The organism is Nocardia asteroides (assembly GCA_019930625.1).
GTDB classification, from domain to species: Bacteria; Actinomycetota; Actinomycetes; order Mycobacteriales; family Mycobacteriaceae; genus Nocardia; species Nocardia sputi.
The window spans coordinates 4,043,497-4,069,757 of sequence record CP082844.1; the positions used below are offsets into that span (position 1 = coordinate 4,043,497).

The following is a 26,261-nucleotide window of genomic DNA, read 5'->3' on the forward strand; positions in this document are numbered from 1 at the left end:
GCCGGGCATCACTCGGCGACATCAGCCGCCGTGTCGTCCCGGTCATCGGTGTCGCCTTCCTGTGGTCCGATCTTCGCCGGTTCAAAAACTAACACCGGACTCCGGCGTTGGGAACCGCTTTTCGGTCGACGACGACCCTACCTCCTTCAGTACTTCCGCGCCCGCAAGGCGTCGCTCGGGAGCCGGTGGGTCAGGCGAACTCGCCGCGCATCCGTCCCGCTTCGCGCCGCTTGGCGCTCACGGTGGGCGACTGTGGCCCGAAACGTCGACTGAACGGATGTGGAATTATGGGCGGCAATCACCCCGCTACTGAAGAGCAACGGACATTTCCGGCATTATGGACATCATGATGATCTTCGCTTCCGATCGGCGCGCCGCATGCACGTAACCGCACTCGAATGGACGATCACCATCGTCGTGATCCTCGGACTGTTCGTCTTCGACTTCTTCGCACACGTCCGCACCCCGCACGAGCCGACGTTCCGGGAGTCCGGCTTCTGGTCCGCGGTCTACATCGGGCTGGCGCTGCTCTTCGGCGGCGTCGTCGCCTGGCAGTGGGGCTCGACCTACGCGGGGGAGTACTACGCGGGCTTCGTCACCGAGAAGGCGCTCTCGGTGGACAACCTGTTCGTCTTCCTGATCATCATGTCCACCTTCGCGGTGCCGCGGATCTACCAGCAGAAGGTGCTGCTGATCGGCATCGTGCTCGCTCTGGTGATGCGGGGTGCGTTCATCGCCGTCGGCGCGGCCGCGATAAGTGCCTTCAGCTGGGTGTTCTACCTGTTCGGGCTCTTCCTCATCTACACAGCGGTCAAGCTGATGCGCGAGAGCGGCCATGAAGTCGAAGTCGAGGAGAAACGCGACAGCCGGATCGTCGCGCTGGCCAAGCGCGTGCTGCCGACCACCGACGAATACGACGGCGACAAGCTGGTGACCAAGATCGACGGGCGCCGTGCGGTGACGCCGCTGTTGCTGGCCTTGCTGGCGATCGGGTTCGCCGACCTGCTCTTCGCGCTGGACTCCATCCCGGCCATCTACGGCCTCACCGAGCAGCCGTACCTGGTCTTCACTGCCAACGCCTTCGCGCTCATGGGCCTGCGCCAGCTGTACTTCCTGATCGGCGGGCTGCTCGACCGGCTGGTCTACCTGTCCTACGGGCTGGCGGCGATTCTCGCGTTCATCGGCGTGAAGCTGGTGCTGCACGCCTTGCACGAGAACACGCTGCCGTTCGTCAACGGCGGCGAGCACGTCGCGGTCCCGGAGATCTCCACGCCGGTGTCGCTGGGCGTCATCCTGGCGATTCTGGTCGTCGCGACGGTCGCCAGCCTGCTGCGCACGCGCGCCCGAGCGGACCGTTAGCCGCTGGAGGAGGACGCGAAGGCGCCGAAAACCGGGGCCCATTCGACGGCGCGCACATCGTCGATGAGACTCTCCCGGGCGAACGGATCCCGCGCGAGCAGGTCCTTCAGGCGGCCCGCGTCCTCCGCGCGGAAGATCAGCAGCGCTCCGGAGCCGTCCGGGTACGGACCGCTGCTGAGCAGGACGCCGGACTCGAGCAGACCGGCCAGCCAGGCCCGGTGCTCAGGACGGTGGACGTCCCGGTCTGCGGCCGTGGCTTCGGAGTAGACGTAGTGGACGGCGAAGATCGGCACGGGTATCGCTTCCTGTGGGGAGGGACTCAAAGCGTCAGCAGCATCCGAGTATTGCCGAGGGTGTTGGGCTTCACATAGCTCAGATCGAGGAACTCGGCCACGCCGGTGTCGTAGGAGCGGCACATCTCGGCGTACACCTCCGCGGTGACCGGCGTGCCGTCGATCTCGACGAACCCGTGCCTGCCGAAGAACTCCACCTCGAAGGTCAGCACGAACAGCCGCTGCAACTCGAGTTCACGGGCCACCGTGATCAGCCGCTGCACGATGAGCTTGCCCACACCGGTGCCCTTGACGTCGGGGTGCACCGCGACCGTGCGCACCTCGCCGAGGTCGGCCCACAGCACGTGCAGCGCGCCGCAGCCGACGACGCGCCCGTCCAGTTCGGCGACCCAGAACTCCTGCACCGCCTCGTAGAGGGTGACCAGGTTCTTTTCCAGCAGGATCCGGCCTGCGTAGACGTCGATGAGGTGCTTGATCTCGGGCACGTCGGAGGTGCGCGCGCGTCGGACCACCGGGACGGAGTTCCGCGCGGCCGAAGCCGCGCCCGGGTACGCGTCGCTTGTCGAACCACCTAGTGGTCCCCGAGAGGTCATGGGGTGCACAGTAGTCGGCCCGGCTACCGATAGTCTGAACGTGTGCCGCAGATCCGCTCGTTCAGCTCACCGCGTCGCGCCGGTCGGCGCGGCGGGATGACGAGGCGGTCGTGACGCAGCCGGCCGCAGGTGAGGCGGAGGCATGAGCGTGCAACCCGACGAGACGGACCGCCCCTGGAGCGCGCCCGCCCCGGTCCGGCCGGGTTTCGCCCAGGCCGAGACCGAAGCGCCGCTGCTGAACATCGCGAATGTGCTCACCATGCTGCGCATCGCGATCGTGCCGCTGTTCGTCGTCGCCTTGTTCGTCGGCGACGGTCACGAGACCGGCTGGCGGATCACCGCCGCCGCGCTGTTCGGTGTGGCCGCGATCACCGACCGATTCGACGGGCAACTGGCTCGCAAATACGGCCTGGTGACCGATTTCGGCAAACTGGCCGACCCCATCGCGGACAAGGCGCTGATCGGGTCGGCGGTGATCGGGCTGTCGGTGCTCGGTGATCTGGCCTGGTGGATCACGGTGGTGATCTGCGGCCGCGAGATCGGCGTGACGCTGCTGCGGCTGCTGGTGGTGCGGCGCGGCGTGATTCCCGCCGGGCGCGGCGGCAAGCTCAAGACGCTGGTCCAATCGCTGGCGATCGCCATGCTGCTGCTGCCGCTGTCGGGTTGGGTCGGCGAGATCGGTATGGCCCTGATGTACCTGGCGGTGCTGCTGACCGTGGTGACCGGGCTGGACTACGTCGGCCAGGCGGCCAGGGTGTGGTTCGCGGGCGGACCGGGGCGGGCGCGCGGCCTATGAGTGATCCACTCGTCGCCGCCGTACCCGCCACCGATCTCGTCCGTGCGCTGGTGACCGTGCGGCAGACCGTGGCCACCGCCGAATCGCTGACCGCCGGACTCCTCGCCGCGACCATCGCCGGGGTTCCCGGCGCCAGCGCCGTGCTGCGCGGCGGTCTGGTGGTGTACGCCACCGATCTCAAGCACAGCCTCGCCGGCGTCGACGCGGCGGTGCTCGCCGCCGAAGGCCCGGTGGCCGCCGGCACCGCCGAACAACTGGCCGTCGGCGCCCGCACACGATGCGGCGCGGACTGGGGTGTGGGGCTGACCGGCGTGGCAGGCCCCGATTCGCAGGACGGTCATCCGGTCGGCACGGTCTTCCTCGGGCTGGCCGGCCCCGGGCATTCCGAGGTGATGCGGTTGAAACTCCCCGGCGACCGGTGGACGATCAGAATTGGTGCGACGCACACGGCGGTGTCGGAATTGCTGCGGTGTGTGCGGGAGGCGGGCACGGGCCCGGCCGACCGCGTCGGGCGCAGCGGCTGAGGAGTCCAGGGCGGGAACCACTGCCCCGGCTCCGACGTTGTGCCAGAAAGAACGGCATGCGTGGGGTCGAGAATCGCGTCGGCCCGGCGACCGGAGCGAAGGAGAACGAGATGACGCTGCTGCGAGAGGCGATCGGGGACAGTTTGCGGCGTGCGCGTCTCGCCCAGAACCGGACCTTGCGCGAGGTGTCGACGTCGGCGCGGGTGAGCTTGGGCTATCTCTCCGAAGTCGAGCGCGGTCGCAAGGAGGCCTCCAGCGAATTGCTGGCCGCCATCTGCGAAGCGCTGGACGTGCCCCTGTCGCGGGTTCTGTGGGATGTGAGCACGATCATGGCGGGGGCCGACGGACCGGCGGCAGCCGCGCCGGTGGACGAGGCGGCGCCGGCGCCCGCCGCTGCCGAGTCCGAGCAGACAGCCGCCGAGCCCGCGGCGCAGGCCGAACCCGCGCTGGCTCCGACGTCGGCGAGTATGTCGGCCGCCGACCCGGCCACCCGGCCGCTGCCGCTGGCGGAGGACACCCGGATCGTCATCCCCGCTCCGCGATCGGACATGTTGGTCCTGGTGAAGGGCGTGTGACGCACGACGGAACATGGCCACGGCGGCAACGCTGCGGCCCGGCGCGAAAAGCGGATAGATTCTCTGTAGGCGTCGGTTGGGTCGGGTTCGCCCGGCCCAGGTGCCACATGGTGGAGGATAGGCACATATCGAGTGCGTGACGGTCGCGCACTGGAGTCGCGCCGAAGCGCGGCATGTCAGATGGAGGCGGGATCAATCGATGGCTAATCCGTTCGTCAAGGCCTGGAAATACCTGATGGCCCTCTTCGACGCGAAGATCGAGGAGCACGCGGATCCGAAGGTCCAGATTCAGCAGGCTATCGAGGAAGCCCAGCGGCAACACCAGGCCCTTTCACAGCAGGCCGCGTCGGTCATCGGCAACCAGCGTCAACTGGAGATGAAGCTGAACCGGCAGCTGGACGAGGTCGAGAAGCTCAACGCCAATACACGCCAAGCCGTCCTACTGGCCGATCAGGCCACCGCGGCGGGCGACACGGAGAAGGCGATCCAGTACACCAATGCCGCCGAGGCGTTCGCCGCGCAGTTGGTCACCGCCGAGCAATCCATCGAGGACCTGAAGGTCTTGCACGACCAGTCGCTGCAGGCGGCCGCCCAGGCGAAGAAGGCCGTGGAGCAGAACGCGATGCTGTTGCAGCAGAAGGTCGCCGAGCGCACCAAGCTGCTCAGCCAGCTGGAGCAGGCCAAGATGCAGGAGCAGGTCTCCGCCTCGCTGCAGCAGATGGATTCGACGCTGTCGGCGCCGGGCAGCACACCGAGCCTGGACGCGGTACGCGAGAAGATCGAGCGCCGCTACGCCAACGCGCTCGGCTCCGCCGAACTCGCACAGAACTCGGTGCAGGGCCGGATGCTCGAGGTGCAGCAGGCCAGCATTCAGATGGCCGGACACAGCAAGTTGGAGCAGATCCGCGCGTCCATGCGGGGAGACCAGTTGCCCGCCGGTGGCGCCCAGCCCGCCATCAATCCGGCTCAGGCCAATGCGGCCCAGCCGCAGATGGACAAGGGACAGGCCGCACAGCAGTAGTCTCGAGCACAGTTCGGCGGCACGTGTCGGTGGGGGCTGGTTCACTGGAACACAAGGCGTGAGGACCCGACCGGCCGGCCGTCGGCCGAGTCGGGCAGTCGAGTTCCGGGCCTCTGTCTGTCCGATGTGCAACCGGTGGGAGAGAAGGTATGAGCGGCAGTGCATTTCGCGAGCGGCAGCTCGACACGCGGCGCCTGCGCGGATCCGCGATGATCCGGGCACAGGCCGCGCTCGCGCCCCAGCCGGGCAGCCTGCCGGACAGCATTCGCGAAGTCGGTGAGAACGCACTCGTCGCCGTGCGACGCTGGGCTGATCCACGGGAGCGCGAGCTGCGTCGTCGCCGCAGGGTTCGCCGCCGCAGCTTTCAGCTGGGCACCGTGTCCGGCCTGACCACGGCGGGAACCGTTGGCCTTGTCGTGCTTTCGGCGCCGGTGTGGGCGGTGGTCATGGTCGGCGGCGGCGCGGTCGCGCTGGTGACCGGTGCGGCACTGAGCACCCGCCGTTATCTGCGTCTGCGGGGCGCGCCGCTGCCGCAAGCGGCGTTCATTCCGCGGAAACAGCCACCGCTGTGGTCGAACGCCCGGCCGCCGATCGCACGCCTGGTTCGTGCGGAAAAGGCATTGCACGGGATGGGCGTTCAGATCGCGCGTTCGCACCGGCTGCCGCCGGAGGAGTTGGCCGACCTGCTCGAAACGGCCGCCTCGGGAGCGGCGGCGCTGCACGCCCTCGCCACCGACATCACGGCGATGGAACAGGGCCTCGGCGCGATCGGGAGCGCGGATTCGCCGGCGGCGGTGGCGCTCACCGAGAATCTGCGACTGACCCTGGCCGGGCTCGATGCGGGCGTGGTGGAGTACGAACAGGTCGTGGCCGCGGCGGGCCGGATTCTCGCGGTTGCGGAGAACACCGTGGTGCGGCACAACTTCGACACCATCGTGGCGGATCTGCGTGACGCCTCCGACCGGCTGGACGGCTGGGCCCAAGCTCTCACCGAGGTGGCCGACAAATCGGTGCCCGCGTTCCCGCGGCCACCGATCTGATCGGATCCTCTTCAGCTCGGCCGGTCCCGACGACGAAGTTCTTCGGCTCTGGCGCGCAACGCCGCGCCGACCAATTCGCGGCTCTCGGCCATGAGGTCGAGCACCTCCCATGACGCTTTGCGGGCGGCGGAGCCGACGATCCCCGCGATCGCCGATCCGTGCCGTCGTGCCGCGGCCGCGAGTTCCTGTGCCAACTCGTTCGTGCTTTCCATCGAATCCCGGCCGTTATGTGACATTCAGTGCATGACTGTGTGCTGATTGGGGTGTCTGCATCGTTCGGTCATCCCTTCCCTGTTGCCGCTCAACGACACTGTGCGTTGGAGATCAGAGTACATCCGTGCACTGAAAACGCGGGTGATCCGGTGGCGGTGACGCCGATGCGCCCGCCGACGCCTCGGCGCGCGCGAGCACAGCCGTCGGTCGCCCGGACTCGACGCCCGAGCTGTCGGTAGGCTGCGGCGATGCGGTTTCTGACGACGCGCAGGCACAAGGGTGGGTCGGTCGGTGGCACGAACAGCCTGGATCGCTGGCTGGTCGACCGCAGCGCGCGTGTTCGGGCGACCCCGGCCGACCGGGTGCTGAAGGCGTTGAGCACCGCGGCCGACAAGAACCGCTTGTGGATCGCGCTCGGTGCGCTGCTGTTCGTCGCCGGAGACCGCTCGACCCGCCGCGGCGCGGTGCGGGGGCTGCTGGCGCTGAGCATTGCCAGCAGTGTGGCCAACGGCGTGGCCAAGCCGTTGTTTCCCCGCCGCCGTCCGCCGGACGAATCCGTCCCCTTCGTGCGCAGGCTGGTCGCTCCGCCGGTCTCCTCGTCGTTCCCCTCCGGACATTCGGCCTCCGCGGCCGCGTTCGCGGCGGGCTTGGCGCTGGAATCTCCCGCGGCGGCCGCCGCGGTGGCCCCGGTCGCCGCCGCGGTGGGGTACTCGCGTGTGCACATCGGCGTGCACTGGCCATCCGACGTGATCGCGGGCGCGCTGTTCGGCGGCGCGGTCGCGCTGGTCACCCGGCGGTGGTGGGCGGTGCGCGACGACGCACCGGCAGCCCTCGGCCCGGTAGACCACATCGATCCGCTGCCGGATGGCGCCGGACTGCTGCTGATCGGCAATCCGCACGCCGGGTCCGGTGACGGCGACAATGCCCTCGCCACCCTGCGTGATCGGCTGCCTGCCGCCGAGGTGCTCGAGCTCGGCGGCGGCGACGACGTCGAGGCGCGGATCGACCAACTCCTGCGGCGCGACGACATCGTCGCCCTCGGCGTCGTCGGCGGCGACGGAACCGTGTCGACCGTTGCCGAGTACGCGGTACGACACCGGCTGCCGCTGGCCGTCTTCGCGGGCGGCACCCTGAACCACTTCGCCAGAGACGCCGGGGTGGAAGACCCCGGCGTGACCTTCGCCGGGCTGGAAGCGGGCGAAGCGGTCCGCGTCGACGTGGCGGAGGTGTGTTTCGACGACGCCGAGCAGCGAATCTTCGTCAACACCGCCAGTCTCGGCGGTTACCCCGATTTCGTGCGCGTTCGCGAGCGCTGGGAGCGCCGGATCGGTAAATGGCCCGCGGCGGGAATCGCCATGGTGCGTGTGCTGTTCCGCGCTCAGCCCCTGCACGTCACCATCGACGACACGCGTTGCGCGCTGTGGATGCTGTTCGTCGGCAACGGCTGCTATCACCCCGCCGACCAGATCCCGATGTCGCGCCCGCAGTTGCGCGGCGGTGCTCTCGACGTCCGCTATCTGCGCGCGGATGTCCGGTTCTCCCGGCTGCGGCTGGTCTTCGCGACGTTCACCGGCACGCTGGCGTATTCACCCACCTATCGGCATCGCCGCGTCTCCCGGGTGGAGGTGCGGGTGGACGGGCGGCCGGTCTCGTTGGCCACCGACGGTGAGGTCGACCATCGTGGCAAGGATTTCCGGTTCATCAGCAGGCCATCGGCACTGGTGCTGCTCAGGCGCGGTCGGCACGGAGGCTCAGCCGAGAGGTAGCTGTTCGGTAGCTGTATGACTAGTTCTAGGTCGGCGAGTGGGTGAAATACCGGCTGATTCTCGTTTGACAGCGGAGTACGTGGGTAGTTGCCAATCTGTAGCTGATTACTTCCGACCTCGGATGGGGCCGGGAACATGCACTACAGGGCAGGAGCACGTCATGCTCGATGTTTCCTACCGTCGATCGCTGCTCGACCAGGACACGCAGCGGCTGGATGTCAGCCGGTACCTGACGTGTGAAACCGCCGAGGACCCGGTGCGGCTTGCGCGCAGGACGCAGCGCGTCGCCGCGGGTCCCGACGCCACCGATCCACTCACAAGCGATTGAAACCCCTTTTTCTCAGCACGCGCGGTGGACAGCCGTGTTCCGTCGGCCTGCGCATCGCACGGACGAACTGCGGAGGAACCCATGACTGAAATGCTGGAAACGCTCATCGGCAGCTCGGTGTACGGCCCCGAAGGCGAGAAGATCGGCAAGGTCAAACGGGTCTACGTCGACAACAGTTCCGGATCGCCGACCTGGATCGCGGTGTCCACCGGTCTGTTCAGCGCCGACGCCTTGGTCCCGCTGGCCGGCGCCGAGCATCGCCCGGAGTCGGCCACGCTGCAGGTGCGGGTCGGGAAGGACGCGGTGAAGTCCTCGCCGCAGCTGGACCACAACGGGCAGATCAGTCCGCAAGCCGAGCAGGAACTGTTCGATCACTATCAGATCGACCCGGAGCATGCCGCGTGGGACGTCTACGGCAGGCAGCCGGTGCCCCAGCCGCGGCAAGCCCGTCCGGCGATGACCCGCCCGCCGGAGGAGCGAACCAGGGAGCAGGGTGATGCCGCTACCGCGCGGAGGCAGTCGTATCTGGGCAGCGAGGAAGAGACGCTGCGGATGCCGCCCGCAGGCGACCGGTCGGGCGTGGGACGGGAGCCGGTGGTCGACTCCTATGCCGTCGACACGGCCGATCTCGGTATGCGGGATCCGGACGGCATGCCGCAGGAGGATCCCCTGACCGAAGAGCTATCGGACCCCGAGCGCCGAAGGGGCTGATCGGGCTGACACGGCCGTGGGACCGGCTCGTCATCGACAATGGTGTGCGCGGCCGTCGACGCGCACACCATTGTCGTACGTCCGGGTCGGCCGACCGACGTGCCGGACGTCCCTGCCGTCCGGCATCCGTGACCGCAGCCGTCCGAGAAGCGAGAACCCCGGTTCTCGGGTACGCGTAGGCCGATTGCCGCGACGTCGGCGGACGAGGGATCGGGGAAACCCCGATCACCGCCCGGCGGATGGGCGGCGGAGGTCGGGGTGAACCCTGATTTCCGCCCCGATTTCCCTTCTCACCTGCTGATTCATGCTCGTCCGAATGTCATGCTCGATGCGGAAACGTACTCGTGGGAGGCATCGGAATGTTGTGGAAGATCATCGGCATCGTCGCAGTCGTCTGGATCGCGCTGGCCGTCATCGGCGCGTTGCTCGAGGGGTTGTTCCCCATCTTGGTCATCAGTGCCATCGTGTTCGGGTTGTACTTGCTGTACAAGGCGGTGTCGGGCTCCGACGACTCGACGGTGAGCAAGCTGTAGCGACGCCGGGCCTCGGCCGTCGCACCGTCGTCGCGCGCGGGCGATGTTTGAATGATCTCTTGTGGAGCGAATTCCCGAAGATTGGCAGCGCGGCTTGGTGATCGTCGCGCACCCCGACGACATCGAATACGGCGCCGCCGCGGCTGTCGCCCGTTGGACCCGGCAGGGCAAGGACATCCGCTACGTGCTGGTCACCAGCGGTGAAGCCGGTATCGCCGGATTGCGGCCCGCCCTCGCCGGCCCACTGCGTGAGGCAGAGGAAATCGCGGCGGCCGAGGTGGTGGGCGTGCGGGAGGTGGAGTTCCTGGGTTATCCGGACGGTCGCGTCGAGGAGAGCCTGGCGCTGCGCCGCGACTTGGCTGCCGCGATCCGCAGGCATCAACCGGAGATGGTGGTGCTGTTCAACTTCGGCGACGTCTGGGCTCCCGGCTACGCCAACAGCGCCGACCATCGTGCGGTCGGCCGGGCTGCCCTGGATGCCGTCTCGGACGCGGGCAATGAGTGGATCTTCCCGGAGATCGCCGAATGGAAGCCGTGGTCGGCGCGGTGGGCGGCGGTCGTGGGGCCGGTCGCCACCCATGCCGTGGACGTCACCGACACCGTCGAACAGGCCGTCGCCTCGCTGGCCGAACACCGCCGCTACCTCGAGGCACTCGGCCCAGAGCCGGTCGTCGACCAGGCGCGCGCCGTCGTAGACCAGGCGACCGCCCCCAAGGACGGATTCCCCGCCGAGCGCGCCGTCGGATTCGAGCTGTTCTTCTTCTCCGATTGACCCGCGGGCCGAACCCGCGTCGATGCGGGTGCGGCTTGCGCCCCCCGGTGTGTGGCAGGCTAGGCGGATGCGAATAGCCGTAGTCGCAGGGCCCGATCCCGGCCACGCGTTTCCCGCTATCGCGTTGTGCTTGCGATTCCTGGCGGCCGGTGACGAGCCGGTCCTGTTCACCGGCCCGCGCTGGTTCGACGCCGCGCTGGCCGCCGGAATCGGGGTGCGCAGACTCAAGGGCCTGGCGCCGCGACCGGTGGACGACGACGCCGACGCCGGGCAGCGCATCCACGAGCGGGCCGCGCACATCTCCACCGAGATCCTGCCCGAACTGAGCGCCATGCTGCCCGAACTGGTGATCTCCGACGTGCTGACCGCGGGCGGCGGGATGGCCGCGGAGCGGCTCGGCGTGCCGTGGGTGGAGCTGTCCCCGCATCCGCTGTACCTGCCGTCGAAGGGATTGCCGCCCATCGGGAGCGGACTCGCTCCGGGTGTTGGCCTGCGCGGACGGATGCGCGATGAGATTTTGCGCGGTATGACCGCGCGAGCCCTCCGGAACGGGCGTCGCCAGCGCGAGCGGGCCCGCGAGAGTGTCGGTTTACCGCCTGCCGACCCAGGCCCCGCCGCGCGCTTGATCGCCACCCTGCCCGCGCTCGAGGTACCGCGTCCGGACTGGCCGGAATCCACCCACGTGATCGGTCCGCTGCTGTGGGAGCCGACCGAGGCGATCCTGGACCTTCCGCCCGGAGACGGACCGCTGGTCATGGTCGCCCCCTCCACCGCGCACACCGGCGTGGCGGGCATGGCCGAGACGGTCCTCGAGGCTTTGGAGGGCACCGGTGTCCGCGTGGCGATTTCGATGCTGGACGCGCCGCCCGCCGATCTTCCCCCGTGGGCGACGGCGGGGCTGGGGCGCCAAGACGAGCTGCTGACCCATGCCCGCGTGGTCGTGGGCGGCGGCGGCCACGGCCTGCTCGCCAAGACGCTGTCCGCGGGCGTCCCGATCGTGACGGTTCCCGGCGGCGGCGACCAGTGGGAACTGGCCAATCGCGCGGCCCGCCAGGGCAGTTCGCTCGTCGTCCGGCCACTGTCGCCCGCCGCTGTGCGCGCCGCGGTCCAAGAGATCCTCACCGACCCCGCCTACACCGCGGCTGCCCGGGAGGCCGCCGCCGCGACGGACTTCCCCGACCCCGTGGCCCTGTGCCACCAGGTCCGCCATGCCGTTCACCCCTGACCGGGCGGGCCCGGGTGTGCCACTGACCTGGGAACGCGCGTCATGGGAGTAAGTTCGGGACGGTGCGGTTGACCGAGTTTCAGGAACTGTTGCACACCGAGTTCGGTGTGGCCCGGGGCGACGCCCTGCTGACCGACCATGTGATCCTCGCGCTGGGCGGGCGCACCGGCGCCGACGCCATCGAGGCCGGGATCGATCCCCGCGACGTCTGGCGCGCGTTGTGCGCCGAATTCGACGTGCCCAGGGTGCGCTGGTGAGCGCCCCCGGGCAGGTGGAGCGGGACGAGCCGCTGTACCGGTTCGACGAGCGGCAGCGGATGATCCCGCACGATCCGCAACGCCTGGCCGACCGGGTGGCGCAGGCCCGGCCCGACGACTTCGCGAGCTTCCGGCAGACCGGTATCGAACTGATGCTGCTCGGTCGCTACGACGAGGCGTTGGATCATCTCGATCGCGCGCTGGAATTGGTGGACACCGAGCCGCGCCGGATCAGCGTGTGGATCAACCTGGGCGATGTGTACCGCTACCGCGGCGATGCGGACACGGCCGAGACGTTGTACCGGCGCGCCGTGGAACACGCGCGGGTGGCCGCTCCTGAGGTGCTCTCGTCCGCGGTGCAGCACCTGGGCAAGGCGCTCGCCGAGCGGAATCAACTGGCCCAGGCGCACGCGCTGCTGGCCGAGGCGATGCGATTGCGCGTCGCCGAAGGCGATCCCGAGGAGATCGAAGCCACCCGCGCCGCTCTGGACACGCTCGGCGAGCTGCCGATCCCGTTGCCGCCCACTGTCACCGCGCTGCTCGGTGAGTCACCGAGCTGGTCGGACGACCACGAGGGCATGAGTGGTGGGGTGGTTTTCGTCTCCGGCGCCTACTGGCTCAAACGCGGCCCCAAGGCGGTCGCCGAGTACGAGCGACTGACCTGGTTGCGCGGCAGGGGAATCGAACTGCCCGAGGTCGCGGCATTCGAGGACGACGTGCTGGTGCTCGCGGACGCGGGCGCTCCCAGCCTGGCCGCGCGAGCCCGCTCAGAGGGCGCGTACGCGGCCTCGATCGGCACCGTCATGGGTGCGATACTGCGTCGGCTGCACAGCATTCCGGTGACCGAGTGCCCGTTCGACGGAGGCCTCGACGTCGTGCTGGCGCAGGCTCGCCGCAACGTCGTGGAAGGTCTCGTCGACGCGGACGATTTCGACGACGACAACGCCGGATCCACCCCGGCGGATGTCCTCGCGCGGTTGCGGGCTCAGCGCCCCGAGCAAGGGGATCCGGTGGTGGCGCACGGTGATTTCACTCCGCCGAACGTGCTGGAGAACGGGATCCTCCTCGATGTCGGCGCGCTCGGCGTCGCCGACCGCTACCGCGATCTGGCGGTGGCGGTCCGCGATCTGCGCGCGGACTTCGGCGAAGCGGAGGTTTCCGCCTTCTTCACGGCCTACGGCCTGGCCGACCCGGACGAAAGTCGCCTGGAGTACTACCGGCTGCTCGACGAATTGTTCTGAACTCAGGTCTTCCGCGCGTAGTGGCGGGCCGCTTTGGTGCGGTTGCCGCAGGTGGCCATCGAGTGCCAGCGGCGCGTCCCGTTCTTCGAAGTGTCGTAGAAGAACAGCACGCACTCCGGGTGCGCGCACTGACGGATCCGATCGGGCGCGGTGCGCAGCAGTTCCAGCAGGTTGTCGGCGGCCAGCCAGGCGGGCAGCCAAGCCCGCTGTGGGACGTCCGCCAGATCGGCGGGCCCGGACTCGGTGAGCGCGCGGCGGATCCGGCCGTGTTCCAGCACTTCGTTGAGCCCCTCGTGCGCGGCGTGCACGACCACGTCGTAGATGGCCGAGCGCGCGACCAGCACCGCGTTCAAGGTGGCCGAGTCGGCGCTCGCGCGATCGGTGAGGCCCGCCGACGCCAGCCAGACGCGCAGGCCGGACACATCGGTGAGCAGGTCTTGCGGGCCGTGCTCCATCCATCTCGTGTTCAGCAGATCGAGCGCCAGGGGTTCACCGAGGTGGGGGCGTGGATCGGGCATGCCCGAGGGTATCGAGTGCGCATCCTCGCCCACGGCGGCCACCTCCCGTTTAACTAGTCAAATCAAGTTTAGTGGTTGACACGGTCGCTTCGGCGTCGATATGTTCTAACTAGTGAAACCGTATTAGGCGGTTGAAAATTCCGAGGAGGAACATTATGACCGCGGTCGCCGCACCTCAGCTCGCCACCGGGCACATCGGCCTGAACGTCTCGGATCTGGATCGTTCGGTGGACTTCTACCGCCGGGCTCTCGGCTTCGAACAGCTCGCCGCGAGCACCGGCGACCGGCGTCGTTGGGCCTTCCTCGGTGCCGACGGCAAGCTGGTCGTCACGCTGTGGGAGCAGAGCGGCGGTACCTTCTCCACCGAAACACCCGGGCTGCATCACCTTTCGTTCCAGGTCGACAGCATCGATCAGGTGCGCGCGGTGGAGCGCGTGCTGCGTGAGCTCTCGGTCACCTTCGCCTACGACGGGGTGGTGGCCCACGGTGAAGGCGTGGCCTCCGGCGGGATCTTCTTCACCGATCCCGACGGCATTCGCCTCGAGGTCTACGCGCCCAGTGGCGCCGAATCCGCTCCCGCCCCCAGCGGCGCGGCCCCGACCTGCGGGTTCTTCTGATCCTGTCGGTCGCGTAGCGAAGGGAGAATCGCGATGGAGCCGTTTCACAGCGGCGAGGTCGCCGTCCAGCGCCGGATGGGCCAAGCCGACATCGCCGCACGGGTCGGCCGGATGATCCGTCGTGATATCCCCGCGGTCGCGGCCGACTTCCTGGCCGAACAGCGGATGGTGGTGCTCGCCGCCGCCGACGAGGCGGGCAGACTGTGGGCGAGCGAGCTGGCCGGGCAGCCGGGATTCGTCCGGGCGCTCGACGATCGGACGATTTCGGTCCGAACCCGTCCAGCCGCCGCCGATCCGCTGCGGGAAGCGCTGACCCACCGTGTTCGCGTCGGCATGATCGCACTGCAACCGCAGCGGCGCAGGCGCATGCGGGTCAACGGCCGATCGACACCGGAGGGCGATGGCCTGCGCATCGTCACCGATCAGGTGTACTCGAACTGCCCCAAGTACATCTCCCGGCGAGAACTCGAGAGCTACACGCCCGACCCCGAGCCGCCGGTGGTGCGACACGGTGTAGAACTCGACGCGGCTCAGCAGGCCGCCGTCGCCGCGGCCGACACGTTCTTCGTCGCGACCGCCGACGCAGACGGCAACGCCGACGCCTCGCATCGCGGCGGGAACCCGGGTTTCCTCCGAGTGCTGTCGCCCACTCGGCTGCGCTGGCCGGACTACCGGGGCAATTCGATGTTCATGACGCTCGGCAACATCGAGGTCAACCCCCGCTGCGGGATTCTGATCCCGGACTGGGCCGGCGCGGCCGCGCTGCAGCTCACCGGCACCGCCGAACTGGTCTGGGCGCCCGAGACGTTCGCCGCGGGCGCGCAGTGCTCCCTCGAGTTCACCATCGAGGAGGTGCGCCAGCGGCGCGGGGGAGCGCTGCGGTGGGGACCAGCCGAGCTTTCACCCGTCAATCCCTGAAACCACCTTCGAGGAAGGAGCCGTCCCATGCGACCTCCGTTACCCCCGTTCGACGCCGAATCCGCCGCTATCAAGGTGCGGGCCGCCGAAAACGCCTGGAACACGCGCGATCCGGAGCGGGTCGCCGCCGCCTACACCGAGGACTCGGTATGGCGCAATCGTGACGAATTCTTCACCGGTCGCGCCGCCATCGTCGAGTTCCTCACCAGGAAGTGGTCCATCGAGAACGGATACGCGCTGCGCAAGGACCTGTGGGCCTTCGCGGACAACCGCATCGCCGTGCGCTTCCAGTACGAATGGCACGACGAGGCGGGCCGGTGGTGGCGCAGTTACGGCAACGAGCAGTGGGAGTTCGCGCCGGACGGGCTGATGTCCCGGCGGGAGGCCAGCATCAACGACGTCCGGATCGAGGAATCCGATCGGCGCATCTTCGGGCCGCGCGATCCGGCGGACGAGTCGGTGCAGCCCCAACGCTAGGTGTGCGGGCACGGCCGAGCCGAGGCGGCGGCGTCAAGCCCGGACGGGTTCCAGGTCGGCGTCGTCGAAGGGTGGGTCAGCGCGCGCTGCCCATTCGCTTCGGCCGCGTCGATGCAGCCGGCAAGAGCGTCGCGGGACCGGGCGAGTCTGTCCGTCTGATCCGTCCGGTCGCCGCGGCCGCGACCGCATCGCGCCATGCGCGCAGACCCGGCCGGGTCGCTTGACTCGAACACGTGTTCGTCTAGTGTTGTCGCCAGAACTTGTCGGTGCCGGGCTCTACTGTAGGCGCCAACCACAGAACGAGACTCACCCGTCGAAAAGGGGATCAGGACATGGCACCACAGGCGTACGACCGGGACAAGGCGCTCGAACTCGCGCTGGCCCAGGTGGAGAAAAGCTTCGGCAAGGGCGCCGTCATGCGTCTCGGCGAGGAGGCGCGCCAGCCCATCTCGGTGATCCCCACCGGCTCGATCGCGCTCGACGTGGCGTTGGGCATCGGCGGTCTGCCGCGCGGCCGCATCGTCGAGATCTACGGGCCGGAATCCTCGGGTAAGACCACCGTCGCGCTGCACGCGGTGGCCAACGCCCAAGCCGCGGGCGGGGTCGCGGCGTTCATCGACGCCGAGCACGCGCTCGATCCGGACTACGCCCGCAAGCTCGGCGTCGACACCGACGCGCTGCTGGTCTCCCAGCCCGACACGGGTGAGCAGGCGCTGGAGATCGCCGACATGCTGGTGCGCTCCGGCGCCATCGACATCATCGTCATCGACTCGGTGGCCGCGCTGGTGCCGCGCGCCGAGATCGAGGGCGAGATGGGCGACAGCCACGTCGGTTTGCAGGCCCGCCTCATGAGTCAGGCGCTGCGCAAGATGACCAGCGCGTTGAACAACTCCGGGACCACCGCGATCTTCATCAACCAGTTGCGCGAGAAGATCGGCGTCATGTTCGGCTCGCCGGAGACCACCACCGGTGGTAAGGCGTTGAAGTTCTACGCGTCGGTGCGCCTGGACGTGCGCCGCATCGAGACGCTCAAGGACGGCAGCGACGCGGTGGGCAACCGCACCCGTGTGAAGGTCGTGAAGAACAAGGTCTCCCCGCCGTTCAAGCAGGCCGAGTTCGACATCCTCTACGGGCACGGCATCTCCAAGGAGGGCTCGCTCATCGACATGGGCGTCGAGCACGGCTTCATCCGCAAGTCCGGCTCCTGGTACACCTACGAGGGAGATCAGCTCGGCCAGGGCAAGGAGAACGCTCGCAAGTTCCTGCTGGAGAACATCGACGTCCGCGACGAGGTCGAGAAGAAGATCAAGGAGAAGCTGGGCATCGGCGCCGACGTGACAGCCGATGCGGCGGCGGAGGTGCCCGCCGATTTCTGAGCCGACGAACGGCAGGCCCTCACCCGGGGCGGGTCCGACCGATCCCGGGCGACCACGGGCCGACGCGGTGCAGGATCTGCGGCGTCGGCTGGAAGAACTCCTGTCCGCCTCCAGCCGGCCGGCCGGAGGCGGACAGGACTCCGAGCTCGTCCGGAGCGCCGAAAATAGTTCGGCCGAGCCGGACACCATGGGAACTCGGCCGGACGCGTCCGATCCGCAGCGGGCGCGTCCGGCTGGGTACCGTCGCGGTCGCCACGGCGCGCAGGGACGTACCAGCTCCTCCCGGACCAGCTCCTCCCGGACCGGCTCCTCCCCGAGCGACTCTGACCGGCCCGAGGGCCGATCGGCGGGTCCGGTGGCGGCCGGATCCGAAGGCGGGACGGTCGAGCAGGCGAAGGAGGCGTGTCTGCGCTTGCTCGCCGTCCGCGCCCGCAGCCGTGCCGAGCTGGCCCAGCGTCTGGCCGCCAAGGGGTACTCGGCCGAGGTGAGCGAGCGGGCGCTCGACCGCCTCACCGAAGTGGGTCTCATCGATGATGCCGCCTTCGCCGAGCAATGGGTCCACGCCCGCCACACCTTCTCCGGTAAAGGCAAACAGGCGCTGGCGCAGGAGCTCCGCCGCAAGGGCGTCGCGCAGTCGGACGCCGCGTCCGCTCTCGACGCCATCACCTCCGACGAGGAGGAAGCCCGCGCCACCGAGCTGGTCCGCCGCAAATTACGCTCGCTGCCGCGAGAGCTCGACCGGGACAAGACGATTCGCCGACTCGTCGGGATGCTCGCCCGGCGGGGTTACAGCCAGGCCACGGCCTATCGCGTGGTCAAAGCCGAACTGGCCGATCGGGGGCTCGAAGGCGATCTCGACCCCCTCGACTGAACTTCGCGGCTCGGCTGCGCCAGGGTGCGAGGGCGGCATCCCGCTCACAACTGCGTAAAACGCTGGTCGGATGTGCGGGATACGGATGGCAGATACGGCCGCCTGCCCTGGCGCGGCTCGGCGCAGCCTGCGAGGCTAGCGAAACCTAGGCCGACTGCGGCGTTTTCGGTCGGTGTGTTGATCGTCGCCGCTCGGACAGCCGATCGGAGCCCGGCCCGCGGCGGTGGAAAGTCGTGCCCTTCGTGCCGCCGCTGCGGAAGTGCAACGCTGCGCGGGTTTCGGGTGGAACATCTTCGGTCTACACCTCTCCTGTGTCGGAGACCGGACCCGAGGTCGTGATTGTCGTCATTCCTACTCCTGTGTCGAGGGCTTTCTCGGGAATCGCGTAGCCGCTCGGCACCAGGGGGAGACGGTCCGCCTGGCCTCGCGTAGCTGGAGGCGAGCCGTACCTCGTCCACCGACTCGCTGCCCCGGCTCGATGAAAGACACTGTGGCCGAGCCGAACTCGCCCAGGAAGCGGTCGGGTACGGCTGAGCATCGATCATCGACTCCCGCAGGCACGAAGCACTGACGACCGCCCCACCGGTCGGCTACCGGGGATCGGCATACGCCTACGAGATTGGCGGGGCGCCACCGAGGGCACGAGTGTTGCGCTCAGCTCGAGCGCAACACATGCTGTCGGATCAGGATGGTTCGCCGTAGAGCTTCGCCCCGGCGAGCTTGCGGCGCTCCAATTTCACGGCCGCCGAGTTCAGATCGTCCAACCGCTTGCCGGGTAGTCCTCGAACTCCCGCTCTCTGATGCTCACGGTTTCGTGCCGATGTCGACACCGGGGGCCGCGTCGGTGATGATCGAGTCCGCGGCGACGACGGCGCCGCCGCCTTTCCCGCGCTTACGTGCCCGCAGCCGCTGCTCCAGCTTCGTCGCCACCAGCGTCAACGCGCTGTTGAGGGCGATCATGATGATCGCGATGACGATCAGCGACGGAATCGTGTTCTGTTCGGCCGCACCGAGCTGCTGACCCGAGCGCACGATTTCGACGTAGGTGATCTGGTAGCCCAGCGCGGAGTCCTTCAACGCGACCACCATCTGCGAGATCAGCGCGGGCAGCATCGCCGTGATCGCCTGCGGCAGCAGGATCAACCGCATCAGCTGGTTCTTGCGCATGCCGAGCGCGACGGCCGCCTCGGTCTGCCCTTTGGGCAGCGACCGGATGCCCGCCCGCACGATCTCCGCGATGACCGAGCCGTTGTAGACGGTCAGCGCGGTGACCACCGCGGCGAGTGCGAGATCCTCCGACTCGAACAGGTCGTAGTCGGAGTACACCGCGAACAGGAAGATCATCAGGATCAGCACCGGGATGGCCCGCGCCACCTCCACGACCGCCCCGGCGACCCAGCGCACGACGCGATGATCCGACAGCCGCAGGATGCCGAAGATCATGCCGAGGACCAGCGCCAACACGATGGACAGCAACGCGGCCACGATCGTGCCGCGCAGACCGGGCAGCAGATAGGTCGACCAGACCTCCGCCTCCAGGAACGGCTTCCACTTCTCCGCGGTGAACTGGCCCTTCTCGGCGAAGCCGCGGTAGAGCACCCAGCCCACCGCGACCACGGCGGCGATGACCAGCGCCGAGTAGATGTTGTTGCGCAGTCTCGCCTTCGGGCCCGGCGCGTCGAACAGGACCGAAGGGCCCGCGCTCATATCCGCGCCTCACTGACGCTCATCGAGCCACCTCGTACTTCTTGGCCAGCCAGCCGAAGAACAGGCCGGTCGGCAGGGTCAGGATCACGAAGCCGAGCGCGAAGATCGCGCCGATCGCCAGGACCGCGGCTTCGGTCTCGGTCATCTCCGCCATCAAGGTCGCCGCCTCGGCGACGCCGATGGCCGAGGCGATGGTGGAGTTCTTGGTCAGCGCGATCAGCACGCTGCCCAGGGGAGCGATGACCGAGCGGAAAGCCTGCGGCAGCACGACCAGCCGCAGGTTCTGCAGGAAGCCGAAACCGAGCGAGCGCCCCGCCTCGGACTGCCCCATCGGCACGGTGTTGATGCCCGCGCGCAGCGACTCGCAGACGAACGCGGCGGTGTAGATGCTCAGGCCGATGACGGCGAAACGGAAATTGTTCTGTGCGAGGGAGTCCGGCCCTTCACCCGCGAGACGCCAGCCCATCGTGGTGTAGAGCCCCAACGACATGAACACGATGATCAGCGTGAGCGGGGTGTTGCGGAAGATGGTGACGTATGCGGTGCCGACCCAGCGGGCGACCGGCACGGGAGACACCCGCAGCCCGGCGACGACGGTGCCCAGGATCAGCGCGCCGACCGCGGACAGCACGGCCAGCTGAATGGTCACCCAGAATGCTTCGAGGATTTGGCTGTCATACCTCGAGATCAGGTCGAACACGGCGGACGCGTCCCTCCGATCGGGTCTCGATGGTCAGGGGAAGTGCGACGGGTGACCCGGCCCGGTCGTGGAGCCGGGTCACCCGTGCTGGTCTGCGGGCGTCAGTACCGGTTCACGGTGGGCGGCTGCGGGGCCTGGTAGCCGGACGCGCCGACGGTCGAGTCGAACGCCTTCTTCCAGGAGCCGTCGGCGATCATCGCCTCGATCGCGTCGTTGATCTTGTCCCGCAGCTCCTGGTCGCCCTTCTTCGACCCGATGCCGTAGTTCTCGGTGGTGAACGGCTTGCCGACCACCTTGAACGCGCCGCTGCTCTGCGCGGCGTAACCGGCGAGGATGATGTCGTCGGTAGTCACCGCGTCCCAGGACCCGGCGCGCAGGCCCTCCAGGCACAGCGAGTAGGTGTCGTTGGTCTGCAGTTGGGTGTCGGGGAAGTTCTTCTCGATGTTCTGCGCCGGGGTGGAGCCCTTCACCGAGCAGACCTTCTTGCCCTTCAGGTTGTCCGGGCCGTTGATGTCGGTGTTGTCGGCGCGCACCAGCAGCGACTGTCCGGCGACGTAGTACGGCCCGGCGAAGTCGATCTTCTCCTTGCGCTTGTCGTTGATCGAGTAGGTGGCGACGATGTAGTCGACCTGACCGTTCTCGATCAGCGTCTCGCGCTGGCCGGACGGGGCTTCCTTCCAGGTGATGCTCTCGGGCGCCACGCCCAGCTTGCCCGCGACGTACTTGGCCACCTCGACATCGAAGCCGCTGTAGGACCCGTCCTTGTTCCGCAGGCCCAGACCGGGCTGGTCGAACTTTATGCCGACGGTGAGCTTGCCGTCCTTGGCGTGATCCAGGGCGGACTTGTCGTCGCCGCCGCCGCACGCGGTGGCGGTCGCGGCGGCGAGTGTCAGGGCGATCGCCCCGATACCCATGCGCAGAGCGCGATTGATCCTCATCGAGTTCCTTCTCCCTATCCGTGGGTGTGGCGGCCGCTGTTCCGGCAGGTCAGTGGCTCAAAATCTTGCCCAGGAAGTCTTTGGCGCGCTCGGACTTCGGGGCGGTGAAGAAGGCGTCCGGCGCCGCGTCCTCCACCACCTGGCCGTCGGCCATGAACAGCACCCGGTTCCCGGCGCGGCGCGCGAAGCCCATCTCGTGGGTGACGACCAGCATCGTCATCCCTTCCTTGGCCAGCGACACCATCACTTCGAGCACCTCGTTGACCATCTCCGGGTCCAGCGCTGAGGTCGGCTCGTCGAACAGCATCACCTTCGGGCTCATCGCCAGCGCCCTGGCGATGGCGACGCGCTGCTGCTGCCCGCCGGATAGTTGCGCCGGGTACTTGTCGGCCTGATCGGCGATGCCGACCCGGTCGAGCAATTCCATGGCGCGGGCGCGAGCTCGGTCCTTCTTCATCTTGCGGACCTTGACCGGCGCGAGCGCGACGTTCTCCACGATCGTCTTGTGCGCGAAGAGGTTGAAGGACTGGAAGACCATGCCGACGTCGGCGCGCAGCGCGGCCAGTGCGCGACCCTCGGCGGGCAGCGGCACTCCGTCGATGGCGATGTCGCCGGAATCGATCGGCTCGAGCCGGTTGACTGTGCGGCACAGCGTCGACTTACCGGAGCCCGAGGGGCCCAGCACGATGACGACCTGCCCCTTGGGGACCTCCAGGTTGATGTCCTTGAGTACGTGCAGGTCGCCGAAGTGCTTGTCCACATTGCGCATCGAGATCATCGGCGGCGCGCTGGCGGCGGCGCTGACGTCCCCGGCAGAAGCGTCCCCGGTCGTGGCGGGTGCGGCGGCGTCGTCGGTCATGGTCAAGACCTTAAGCAAAAATCGGGGATTTGCCCGGGTTTCGGCGACACGCCGTCTCGCCGCGCCGATTCGTCACGTGGGTGTAACCTCCCGGCCGTTCGCCAGTCGGCCGGAGACCGCCCGGAGCCTGCGCCGATGCCCGCGAAAGGCGCCACGGACCGCCCCGTACCCTGGACGGGTGGATTCGATCGGTCAGGCAGTGTCGGCTCCCGCCGAGGGCACAGCACGCAGTTACGAGGTCCGCACCTTCGGTTGCCAGATGAACGTGCACGATTCCGAACGGTTGTCGGGGTTGCTGGAGGACGCGGGATACGTGAAGGCCGCGCCCGGCGCGACGGCCGACCTCGTCGTCTTCAACACCTGCGCGGTGCGCGAGAACGCGGACAACAAGCTCTACGGCACGCTCGGCCACCTGGCGCCGATCAAGGCGGGGCATCCCGGCATGCAGATCGCCGTCGGCGGCTGCCTGGCGCAGAAGGACCGCGACGTCGTGGTGCGCAAGGCGCCCTGGGTGGACGTGGTCTTCGGCACGCACAACATCGGTTCGCTGCCGGTGCTGCTGGAGCGGGCGCGGCACAACCGGGAAGCCCAGGTGGAGATCCTGGAGTCGCTGGAGGCGTTCCCGTCCGCACTGCCCGCCAAGCGCGAATCCGCCTACGCGGGGTGGGTTTCCATTTCGGTCGGCTGCAACAACACCTGCACCTTCTGCATCGTGCCCGCCCTGCGCGGCAAGGAGGTCGACCGCCGCCCCGGCGATGTGCTCGCCGAGGTGCAGGCGCTGGTCGACCAAGGCGTGCTCGAGGTGACGCTGCTCGGCCAGAACGTGAACTCCTACGGCGCGTCGTTCGCCGACCCGAGCGAGCCGCGCGACCGCGGGGCGTTCGCCAAGCTGCTGCGCGCGTGCGGGCACATCGACGGCTTGGAGCGGGTCCGTTTCACCTCCCCGCACCCGGCCGAGTTCACCGACGACGTGATCGAGGCGATGGCCGAGACCCCGAACATCTGCCCGCAACTGCACATGCCGCTGCAGTCGGGTTCGGACCGGGTGCTCAAGGCCATGCGCCGCTCCTACCGCAAAGCCCGCTACCTCGGCATCATCGACAAGGTGCGGGGCGCGATGCCGCACGCCGCGATAACCACCGACATCATCGTGGGCTTCCCCGGCGAGACCGAGGAGGACTTCCAGGAAACCCTCGACGTGGTCCGCCGGGCGCGTTTCACCAGCGCGTACACCTTCCAGTACTCCAAGCGGCCCGGTACGCCCGCCGCCGACATGCCCGACCAGCTGCCCAAGGCCGTCGTCCAGGAGCGCTACGACCGGCTCATCGCGCTACAGGAGGAGATCTCTCTGGAGGCCAACCGGGAGCTGGTCGGCACCGAGGTGGAGCTGCTGGTGGCCGAGGGCGCGGGCAAGAAGAACGCGGCGACCGCCAGGATGAGCGGTCGCGCCCGCGACGGCAGGCTGGTGCATTTCCGCCCGGGCGGCACCACCGAGCCGATCCGCCCCGGCGACCTGATCACGGTCGACATCACCGCCGCGGCACCGCACCACCTGGTCGCCGACTCCGCGATCAAGAGCCACCGCCGCACCCGTGCCGGCGACGCGCACGAACGCGGCGTCACGCCGAAGACCGCGCCGATCGGCGTGGGCCTCGGACTGCCCCGCATCGGCGCTCCCGTCCCGGAACCCGCGGTCGCCGGCTGCTCGACCGGCTGCGGCGCATGACCACGAGCCCGGACGACGACGGCGACGCGACCCGCGGCGCCGACGGGGCTGTTCCCGCGTCCGGCGACGGCGAGCGCGGCGCGTCCGCGGCGACCCCCAGGAGCCAGCCCGCGCGCCCCGACGGAGACGAACGAAACGAGGACTCAGTGAGCTCGGTCGAGAGCACCAGCGATTTCGAACAATTCCGCGACGATCTCGACGCCGTCGAGCGCAGGATCGCCGGTGAGATCGATCCCGGCGTCCGCGCCATGGTCGTGGCGGGCGCGGTGTTCCTGCTGCTGGCGTCGCTGGTGCTGCCACACGCGGGCGCGGCGCGCGGCTTCGACGTCCTGCTGGACACCGACGTCGCGCGGGCCGAGCACATCGGTCTGCCCTCGCGGGTTTTCGTCTGGTTCCTCGTGATCTTCGGCATCGGCTTCTCGATGCTGGCGCTGATGACCCGCCGCTGGGTGCTGGCCTGGATCGCCGTCGCGGGCAGCGCGGTGGCCAGTGTGTTCGGCGTACTCTCCATCTGGCACCGCCAGACCCCCGGGCTGGGCAACTACATCGGAGCGGGCCCCGGCATCGGGCTGATCCTCGGCGCCATCGTGACCATCGTGCTCACCTTCCACTGGATCCGCGTGGTGTGGAGCCGAACCGCGCTGCAGTTGGCCGCCGAAGAACAGCGCCGTAACGCCGCCGCGGCCGCGGAGGAACGCGAGCGCCGTCGCCTCACCGGCGAATCCTGACCCTTTCCGTCGAACGACAGCGGCCCCTCCCGCCTGGGAGGGGCCGCGCTGTCATCGACGGAGCCGATACCGCCGAGCTCAGCGGTTGCTGACGGCGCCTTCGGCGGCCTCGGCCCACTCACGCCACTGCTTGGCCTGCTCCAATGCCTTCTCCGCGTCGCGGGCGTTCCCGGCGGCTCGAGCTTTCGCGGCCTGCTCCTCGAACTGAGCCACCCGCTCCCGGAACTGCGCGGCGCGGGCCATCGCCTCGGGGTCGGTGCGTCGCCATTGCGCGTCGACGGCGTCGCGCACGCGCTTCTCGATCGCGCGCAGTTTGCCTTCCAGCTCCTGCATGCGCTCGCGCGGCACCTTGCCGATCGCGTCCCACTTGTCCTGGAGTTCGCGCAGCGCGCTGCGCGCCCCTTCCAGATCGGTGGACGGATCGATGAAGGCGTAGGCGCCCAGCAGTTCCTCCTTGGCGGCCGCGTTCTGTTCGAACTCTGCGTCGCGCTCGGAGACGGCGGCGTTGCGGGCGGCGAAGAAGACGTCCTGCGCGCTCTTGAAGCGCCGCCACAGCGCCTCGTCGGCCTCGCGCGGTGCGCGCCCGGCGGCCTTCCACTCGGCGAGCAGGTCACGGAAGATGCCGGCGGTGGCCACCCACTCGGTGGAGCCGGACAGCTCCTCGGCCTGTACGCACAGCTCTTCCTTGCGCGCTTTCGCGGCGGCGCGCTCGCGATCCAGTTCGGCGAAGTGCGCGCCGCGGCGGCGATTGAACGCCTCGCGCGCCTTGGAGTAGCGCTTCCACAGCGCGTCGTCGACCTTGCGGTCCACACCGCGGATGGACTTCCACTCGTCGAGAATCTCGCGCAACCGATCGCCGGCGGCCTTCCACTGGGTGGACTCGGCGGCGATCTTCTCCGCCTCGGCGGCCAGCGCCTCCTTGCGTTCGGTGTGCTCGTGCCGGGCGCGTTCCTTCTCTTCCTTGGCGTGCGCGGCGGCCTCTTCGGAGTGCTCGGCGATGGCCTGCAGGCGATGGGCCAGGCCCTCGATGTCACCGATGACGGCGGCGGTCGGCAGGGACTCGGCCAGCGCGACGGCGGCGGCCTTGGTCTTGCGCGCGTCCGCGCCCGCGGCCAGTCTCGCTTCCAGCAGGGCGACCTCGGTAGCGAGGTCGTCGAAGCGGCGGCCGAAATGGGCCAGACCCTCGGCGGCGTCACCGGCCTGCCACGAGCCGACCTGGCGTTCGCCCTCGGCGGTCTTGACCCACGCGGTGCCGTCCTCGTCGACCCGGCCCCACAGGCTCGGATCGGAAACGGTGGGCACGACGACGGGATGGGGATGCTGCTGGGCCGGGCCCGGGGCGGGTTTGACCGCGTGCGGTTTGGGCGGTTGAATCGAGCTGCCCGGTTTCGGGGCACCGGAGGAACGCGGCATCTTGCCGGGGCTGGCTTTCGCGGTTCCGTTGCTATCGGTCATTTTTCCTCGTCCCTGCCGCGCGTCACGGCTGCCTGATTACGCCCTGGCTCATCCCATTCAACCCGGTCCGAGCCCTTGTGACCATCGATCCATGCCTTCCCGCGGAGGAATCCCGGGGATTCCA

Annotated in this window: 30 protein-coding genes; 21 read left to right on the forward strand and 9 right to left on the reverse strand. The window is 68.8% G+C overall.

The window, feature by feature from the left end:
* Positions 1-378 precede the first annotated feature (378 nt).
* Positions 379-1,359, forward strand: a complete 981-nt coding sequence (locus K8O92_18590; GenBank protein ID UAK29982.1) for a TerC family protein — start codon at positions 379-381, stop codon at positions 1,357-1,359.
* Here K8O92_18590 and K8O92_18595 read toward each other — a convergent pair.
* Both K8O92_18595 and K8O92_18600 read right to left on the reverse strand, forming a co-directional pair.
* Entirely contained in the window at positions 1,356-1,652 is a 297-nt protein-coding gene (locus tag K8O92_18595) for a YciI family protein (protein UAK29983.1), read from the reverse strand. The genes K8O92_18590 and K8O92_18595 overlap by 4 nt on opposite strands.
* Before the next feature lie 26 nt (positions 1,653-1,678).
* Positions 1,679-2,164, reverse strand: coding sequence for an amino-acid N-acetyltransferase (locus tag K8O92_18600; protein ID UAK35793.1), 486 nt, complete (start codon positions 2,162-2,164; stop codon positions 1,679-1,681).
* 223 nt (positions 2,165-2,387) lie between these two features.
* On the opposite strand from K8O92_18600, the gene pgsA reads away from it, so the two are divergent.
* The 5 genes from pgsA to K8O92_18625 all read left to right on the forward strand — a co-directional run bounded on the left by pgsA (position 2,388) and on the right by K8O92_18625 (position 6,201).
* A complete protein-coding gene (gene pgsA, locus K8O92_18605; GenBank protein UAK29984.1) occupies positions 2,388-3,041 on the forward strand; it encodes a CDP-diacylglycerol--glycerol-3-phosphate 3-phosphatidyltransferase in 654 nt (217 codons plus the stop codon).
* A complete protein-coding gene (locus K8O92_18610) occupies positions 3,038-3,565 on the forward strand; it encodes a nicotinamide-nucleotide amidohydrolase family protein (GenBank protein ID UAK29985.1) in 528 nt (175 codons plus the stop codon). The genes pgsA and K8O92_18610 overlap by 4 nt, the downstream gene beginning before the upstream one ends.
* Before the next feature lie 110 nt (positions 3,566-3,675).
* Complete coding sequence (locus K8O92_18615) at positions 3,676-4,140, forward strand: helix-turn-helix transcriptional regulator (protein UAK29986.1); 465 nt, start codon at positions 3,676-3,678, stop codon at positions 4,138-4,140.
* Positions 4,141-4,339: 199 nt separating this feature from the next.
* Entirely contained in the window at positions 4,340-5,161 is an 822-nt protein-coding gene (pspA, locus tag K8O92_18620) for a phage shock protein PspA (GenBank protein UAK29987.1), read from the forward strand.
* A gap of 209 nt (positions 5,162-5,370) precedes the next feature.
* Positions 5,371-6,201: a hypothetical protein gene (locus K8O92_18625; protein ID UAK35794.1), complete on the forward strand. Its 831-nt coding sequence runs from the start codon at positions 5,371-5,373 to the stop codon at positions 6,199-6,201.
* 11 nt (positions 6,202-6,212) lie between these two features.
* Here K8O92_18625 and K8O92_18630 read toward each other — a convergent pair whose 3' ends face one another.
* The gene (locus tag K8O92_18630) at positions 6,213-6,413 is read right to left on the reverse strand and encodes a hypothetical protein (GenBank protein UAK29988.1); all 201 of its coding nucleotides are present in this window, start codon (positions 6,411-6,413) and stop codon (positions 6,213-6,215) included.
* A gap of 249 nt (positions 6,414-6,662) precedes the next feature.
* Between K8O92_18630 and K8O92_18635 the strand changes: the two genes are divergently transcribed.
* From K8O92_18635 to K8O92_18670, 8 genes are all read left to right on the forward strand, one after another.
* On the forward strand, positions 6,663-8,180 hold the full coding sequence (locus tag K8O92_18635; GenBank protein ID UAK29989.1) for a phosphatase PAP2 family protein: 1,518 nt from the start codon (positions 6,663-6,665) through the stop codon (positions 8,178-8,180).
* Between the two features lie 160 nt (positions 8,181-8,340).
* Positions 8,341-8,508 carry a hypothetical protein gene (locus tag K8O92_18640; GenBank protein UAK29990.1) on the forward strand — a complete coding sequence of 56 codons (168 nt, stop codon included), beginning with the start codon at positions 8,341-8,343 and terminating at the stop codon, positions 8,506-8,508.
* A gap of 81 nt (positions 8,509-8,589) precedes the next feature.
* Positions 8,590-9,219, forward strand: a complete 630-nt coding sequence (locus K8O92_18645; protein ID UAK29991.1) for a PRC-barrel domain-containing protein — start codon at positions 8,590-8,592, stop codon at positions 9,217-9,219.
* Positions 9,220-9,578: 359 nt separating this feature from the next.
* Positions 9,579-9,752 carry a hypothetical protein gene (locus K8O92_18650; protein UAK29992.1) on the forward strand — a complete coding sequence of 58 codons (174 nt, stop codon included), beginning with the start codon at positions 9,579-9,581 and terminating at the stop codon, positions 9,750-9,752.
* A gap of 61 nt (positions 9,753-9,813) precedes the next feature.
* Positions 9,814-10,524: a PIG-L family deacetylase gene (locus K8O92_18655; GenBank protein ID UAK29993.1), complete on the forward strand. Its 711-nt coding sequence runs from the start codon at positions 9,814-9,816 to the stop codon at positions 10,522-10,524.
* A gap of 67 nt (positions 10,525-10,591) precedes the next feature.
* On the forward strand, positions 10,592-11,749 hold the full coding sequence (locus tag K8O92_18660; protein UAK29994.1) for a glycosyl transferase: 1,158 nt from the start codon (positions 10,592-10,594) through the stop codon (positions 11,747-11,749).
* A gap of 62 nt (positions 11,750-11,811) precedes the next feature.
* The gene (locus K8O92_18665) at positions 11,812-12,006 is read left to right on the forward strand and encodes a DUF3046 domain-containing protein (GenBank protein UAK29995.1); all 195 of its coding nucleotides are present in this window, start codon (positions 11,812-11,814) and stop codon (positions 12,004-12,006) included.
* A 59-nt stretch (positions 12,007-12,065) separates the two neighbouring features.
* The gene (locus K8O92_18670; GenBank protein UAK35795.1) at positions 12,066-13,247 is read left to right on the forward strand and encodes a tetratricopeptide repeat protein; all 1,182 of its coding nucleotides are present in this window, start codon (positions 12,066-12,068) and stop codon (positions 13,245-13,247) included.
* Positions 13,248-13,249: 2 nt separating this feature from the next.
* Here K8O92_18670 and K8O92_18675 read toward each other — a convergent pair whose 3' ends face one another.
* Positions 13,250-13,765: a CGNR zinc finger domain-containing protein gene (locus K8O92_18675; protein UAK29996.1), complete on the reverse strand. Its 516-nt coding sequence runs from the start codon at positions 13,763-13,765 to the stop codon at positions 13,250-13,252.
* A 155-nt stretch (positions 13,766-13,920) separates the two neighbouring features.
* Here K8O92_18675 and K8O92_18680 point away from each other — a divergent pair, with 155 nt between their 5' ends.
* The 5 genes from K8O92_18680 (at position 13,921) to recX (ending at position 18,024) form a co-directional block, all read left to right on the forward strand.
* Complete coding sequence (locus tag K8O92_18680; protein ID UAK29997.1) at positions 13,921-14,382, forward strand: VOC family protein; 462 nt, start codon at positions 13,921-13,923, stop codon at positions 14,380-14,382.
* 33 nt (positions 14,383-14,415) lie between these two features.
* Entirely contained in the window at positions 14,416-15,300 is an 885-nt protein-coding gene (locus tag K8O92_18685; GenBank protein UAK29998.1) for a pyridoxamine 5'-phosphate oxidase family protein, read from the forward strand.
* Between the two features lie 27 nt (positions 15,301-15,327).
* Positions 15,328-15,777 (forward strand): nuclear transport factor 2 family protein, encoded by a 450-nt coding sequence (locus K8O92_18690; GenBank protein UAK29999.1) that lies wholly within the window; start codon positions 15,328-15,330, stop codon positions 15,775-15,777.
* Between the two features lie 332 nt (positions 15,778-16,109).
* Positions 16,110-17,153, forward strand: coding sequence for a recombinase RecA (recA, locus tag K8O92_18695; GenBank protein ID UAK30000.1), 1,044 nt, complete (start codon positions 16,110-16,112; stop codon positions 17,151-17,153).
* Between the two features lie 355 nt (positions 17,154-17,508).
* Positions 17,509-18,024 (forward strand): recombination regulator RecX, encoded by a 516-nt coding sequence (recX, locus tag K8O92_18700; protein ID UAK30001.1) that lies wholly within the window; start codon positions 17,509-17,511, stop codon positions 18,022-18,024.
* Positions 18,025-18,828: 804 nt separating this feature from the next.
* On the opposite strand, the gene K8O92_18705 is transcribed toward recX, so the two are convergent.
* The 4 genes from K8O92_18705 to K8O92_18720 form a co-directional block, all read right to left on the reverse strand.
* The gene (locus tag K8O92_18705) at positions 18,829-19,731 is read right to left on the reverse strand and encodes an amino acid ABC transporter permease (protein ID UAK30002.1); all 903 of its coding nucleotides are present in this window, start codon (positions 19,729-19,731) and stop codon (positions 18,829-18,831) included.
* Between the two features lie 19 nt (positions 19,732-19,750).
* Entirely contained in the window at positions 19,751-20,431 is a 681-nt protein-coding gene (locus K8O92_18710; GenBank protein UAK30003.1) for an amino acid ABC transporter permease, read from the reverse strand.
* A gap of 101 nt (positions 20,432-20,532) precedes the next feature.
* Positions 20,533-21,369 (reverse strand): glutamate ABC transporter substrate-binding protein, encoded by an 837-nt coding sequence (locus tag K8O92_18715; protein ID UAK30004.1) that lies wholly within the window; start codon positions 21,367-21,369, stop codon positions 20,533-20,535.
* Between the two features lie 49 nt (positions 21,370-21,418).
* A complete protein-coding gene (locus tag K8O92_18720; protein UAK35796.1) occupies positions 21,419-22,147 on the reverse strand; it encodes an amino acid ABC transporter ATP-binding protein in 729 nt (242 codons plus the stop codon).
* 259 nt (positions 22,148-22,406) lie between these two features.
* Here K8O92_18720 and miaB point away from each other — a divergent pair, with 259 nt between their 5' ends.
* Positions 22,407-23,954 (forward strand): tRNA (N6-isopentenyl adenosine(37)-C2)-methylthiotransferase MiaB, encoded by a 1,548-nt coding sequence (gene miaB, locus K8O92_18725; protein UAK30005.1) that lies wholly within the window; start codon positions 22,407-22,409, stop codon positions 23,952-23,954.
* 146 nt (positions 23,955-24,100) lie between these two features.
* Positions 24,101-24,682, forward strand: a complete 582-nt coding sequence (locus K8O92_18730; protein UAK35797.1) for a hypothetical protein — start codon at positions 24,101-24,103, stop codon at positions 24,680-24,682.
* A gap of 78 nt (positions 24,683-24,760) precedes the next feature.
* Here K8O92_18730 and K8O92_18735 read toward each other — a convergent pair whose 3' ends face one another.
* Complete coding sequence (locus K8O92_18735; GenBank protein ID UAK30006.1) at positions 24,761-26,137, reverse strand: DUF349 domain-containing protein; 1,377 nt, start codon at positions 26,135-26,137, stop codon at positions 24,761-24,763.
* Positions 26,138-26,261: the final 124 nt, after the last annotated feature.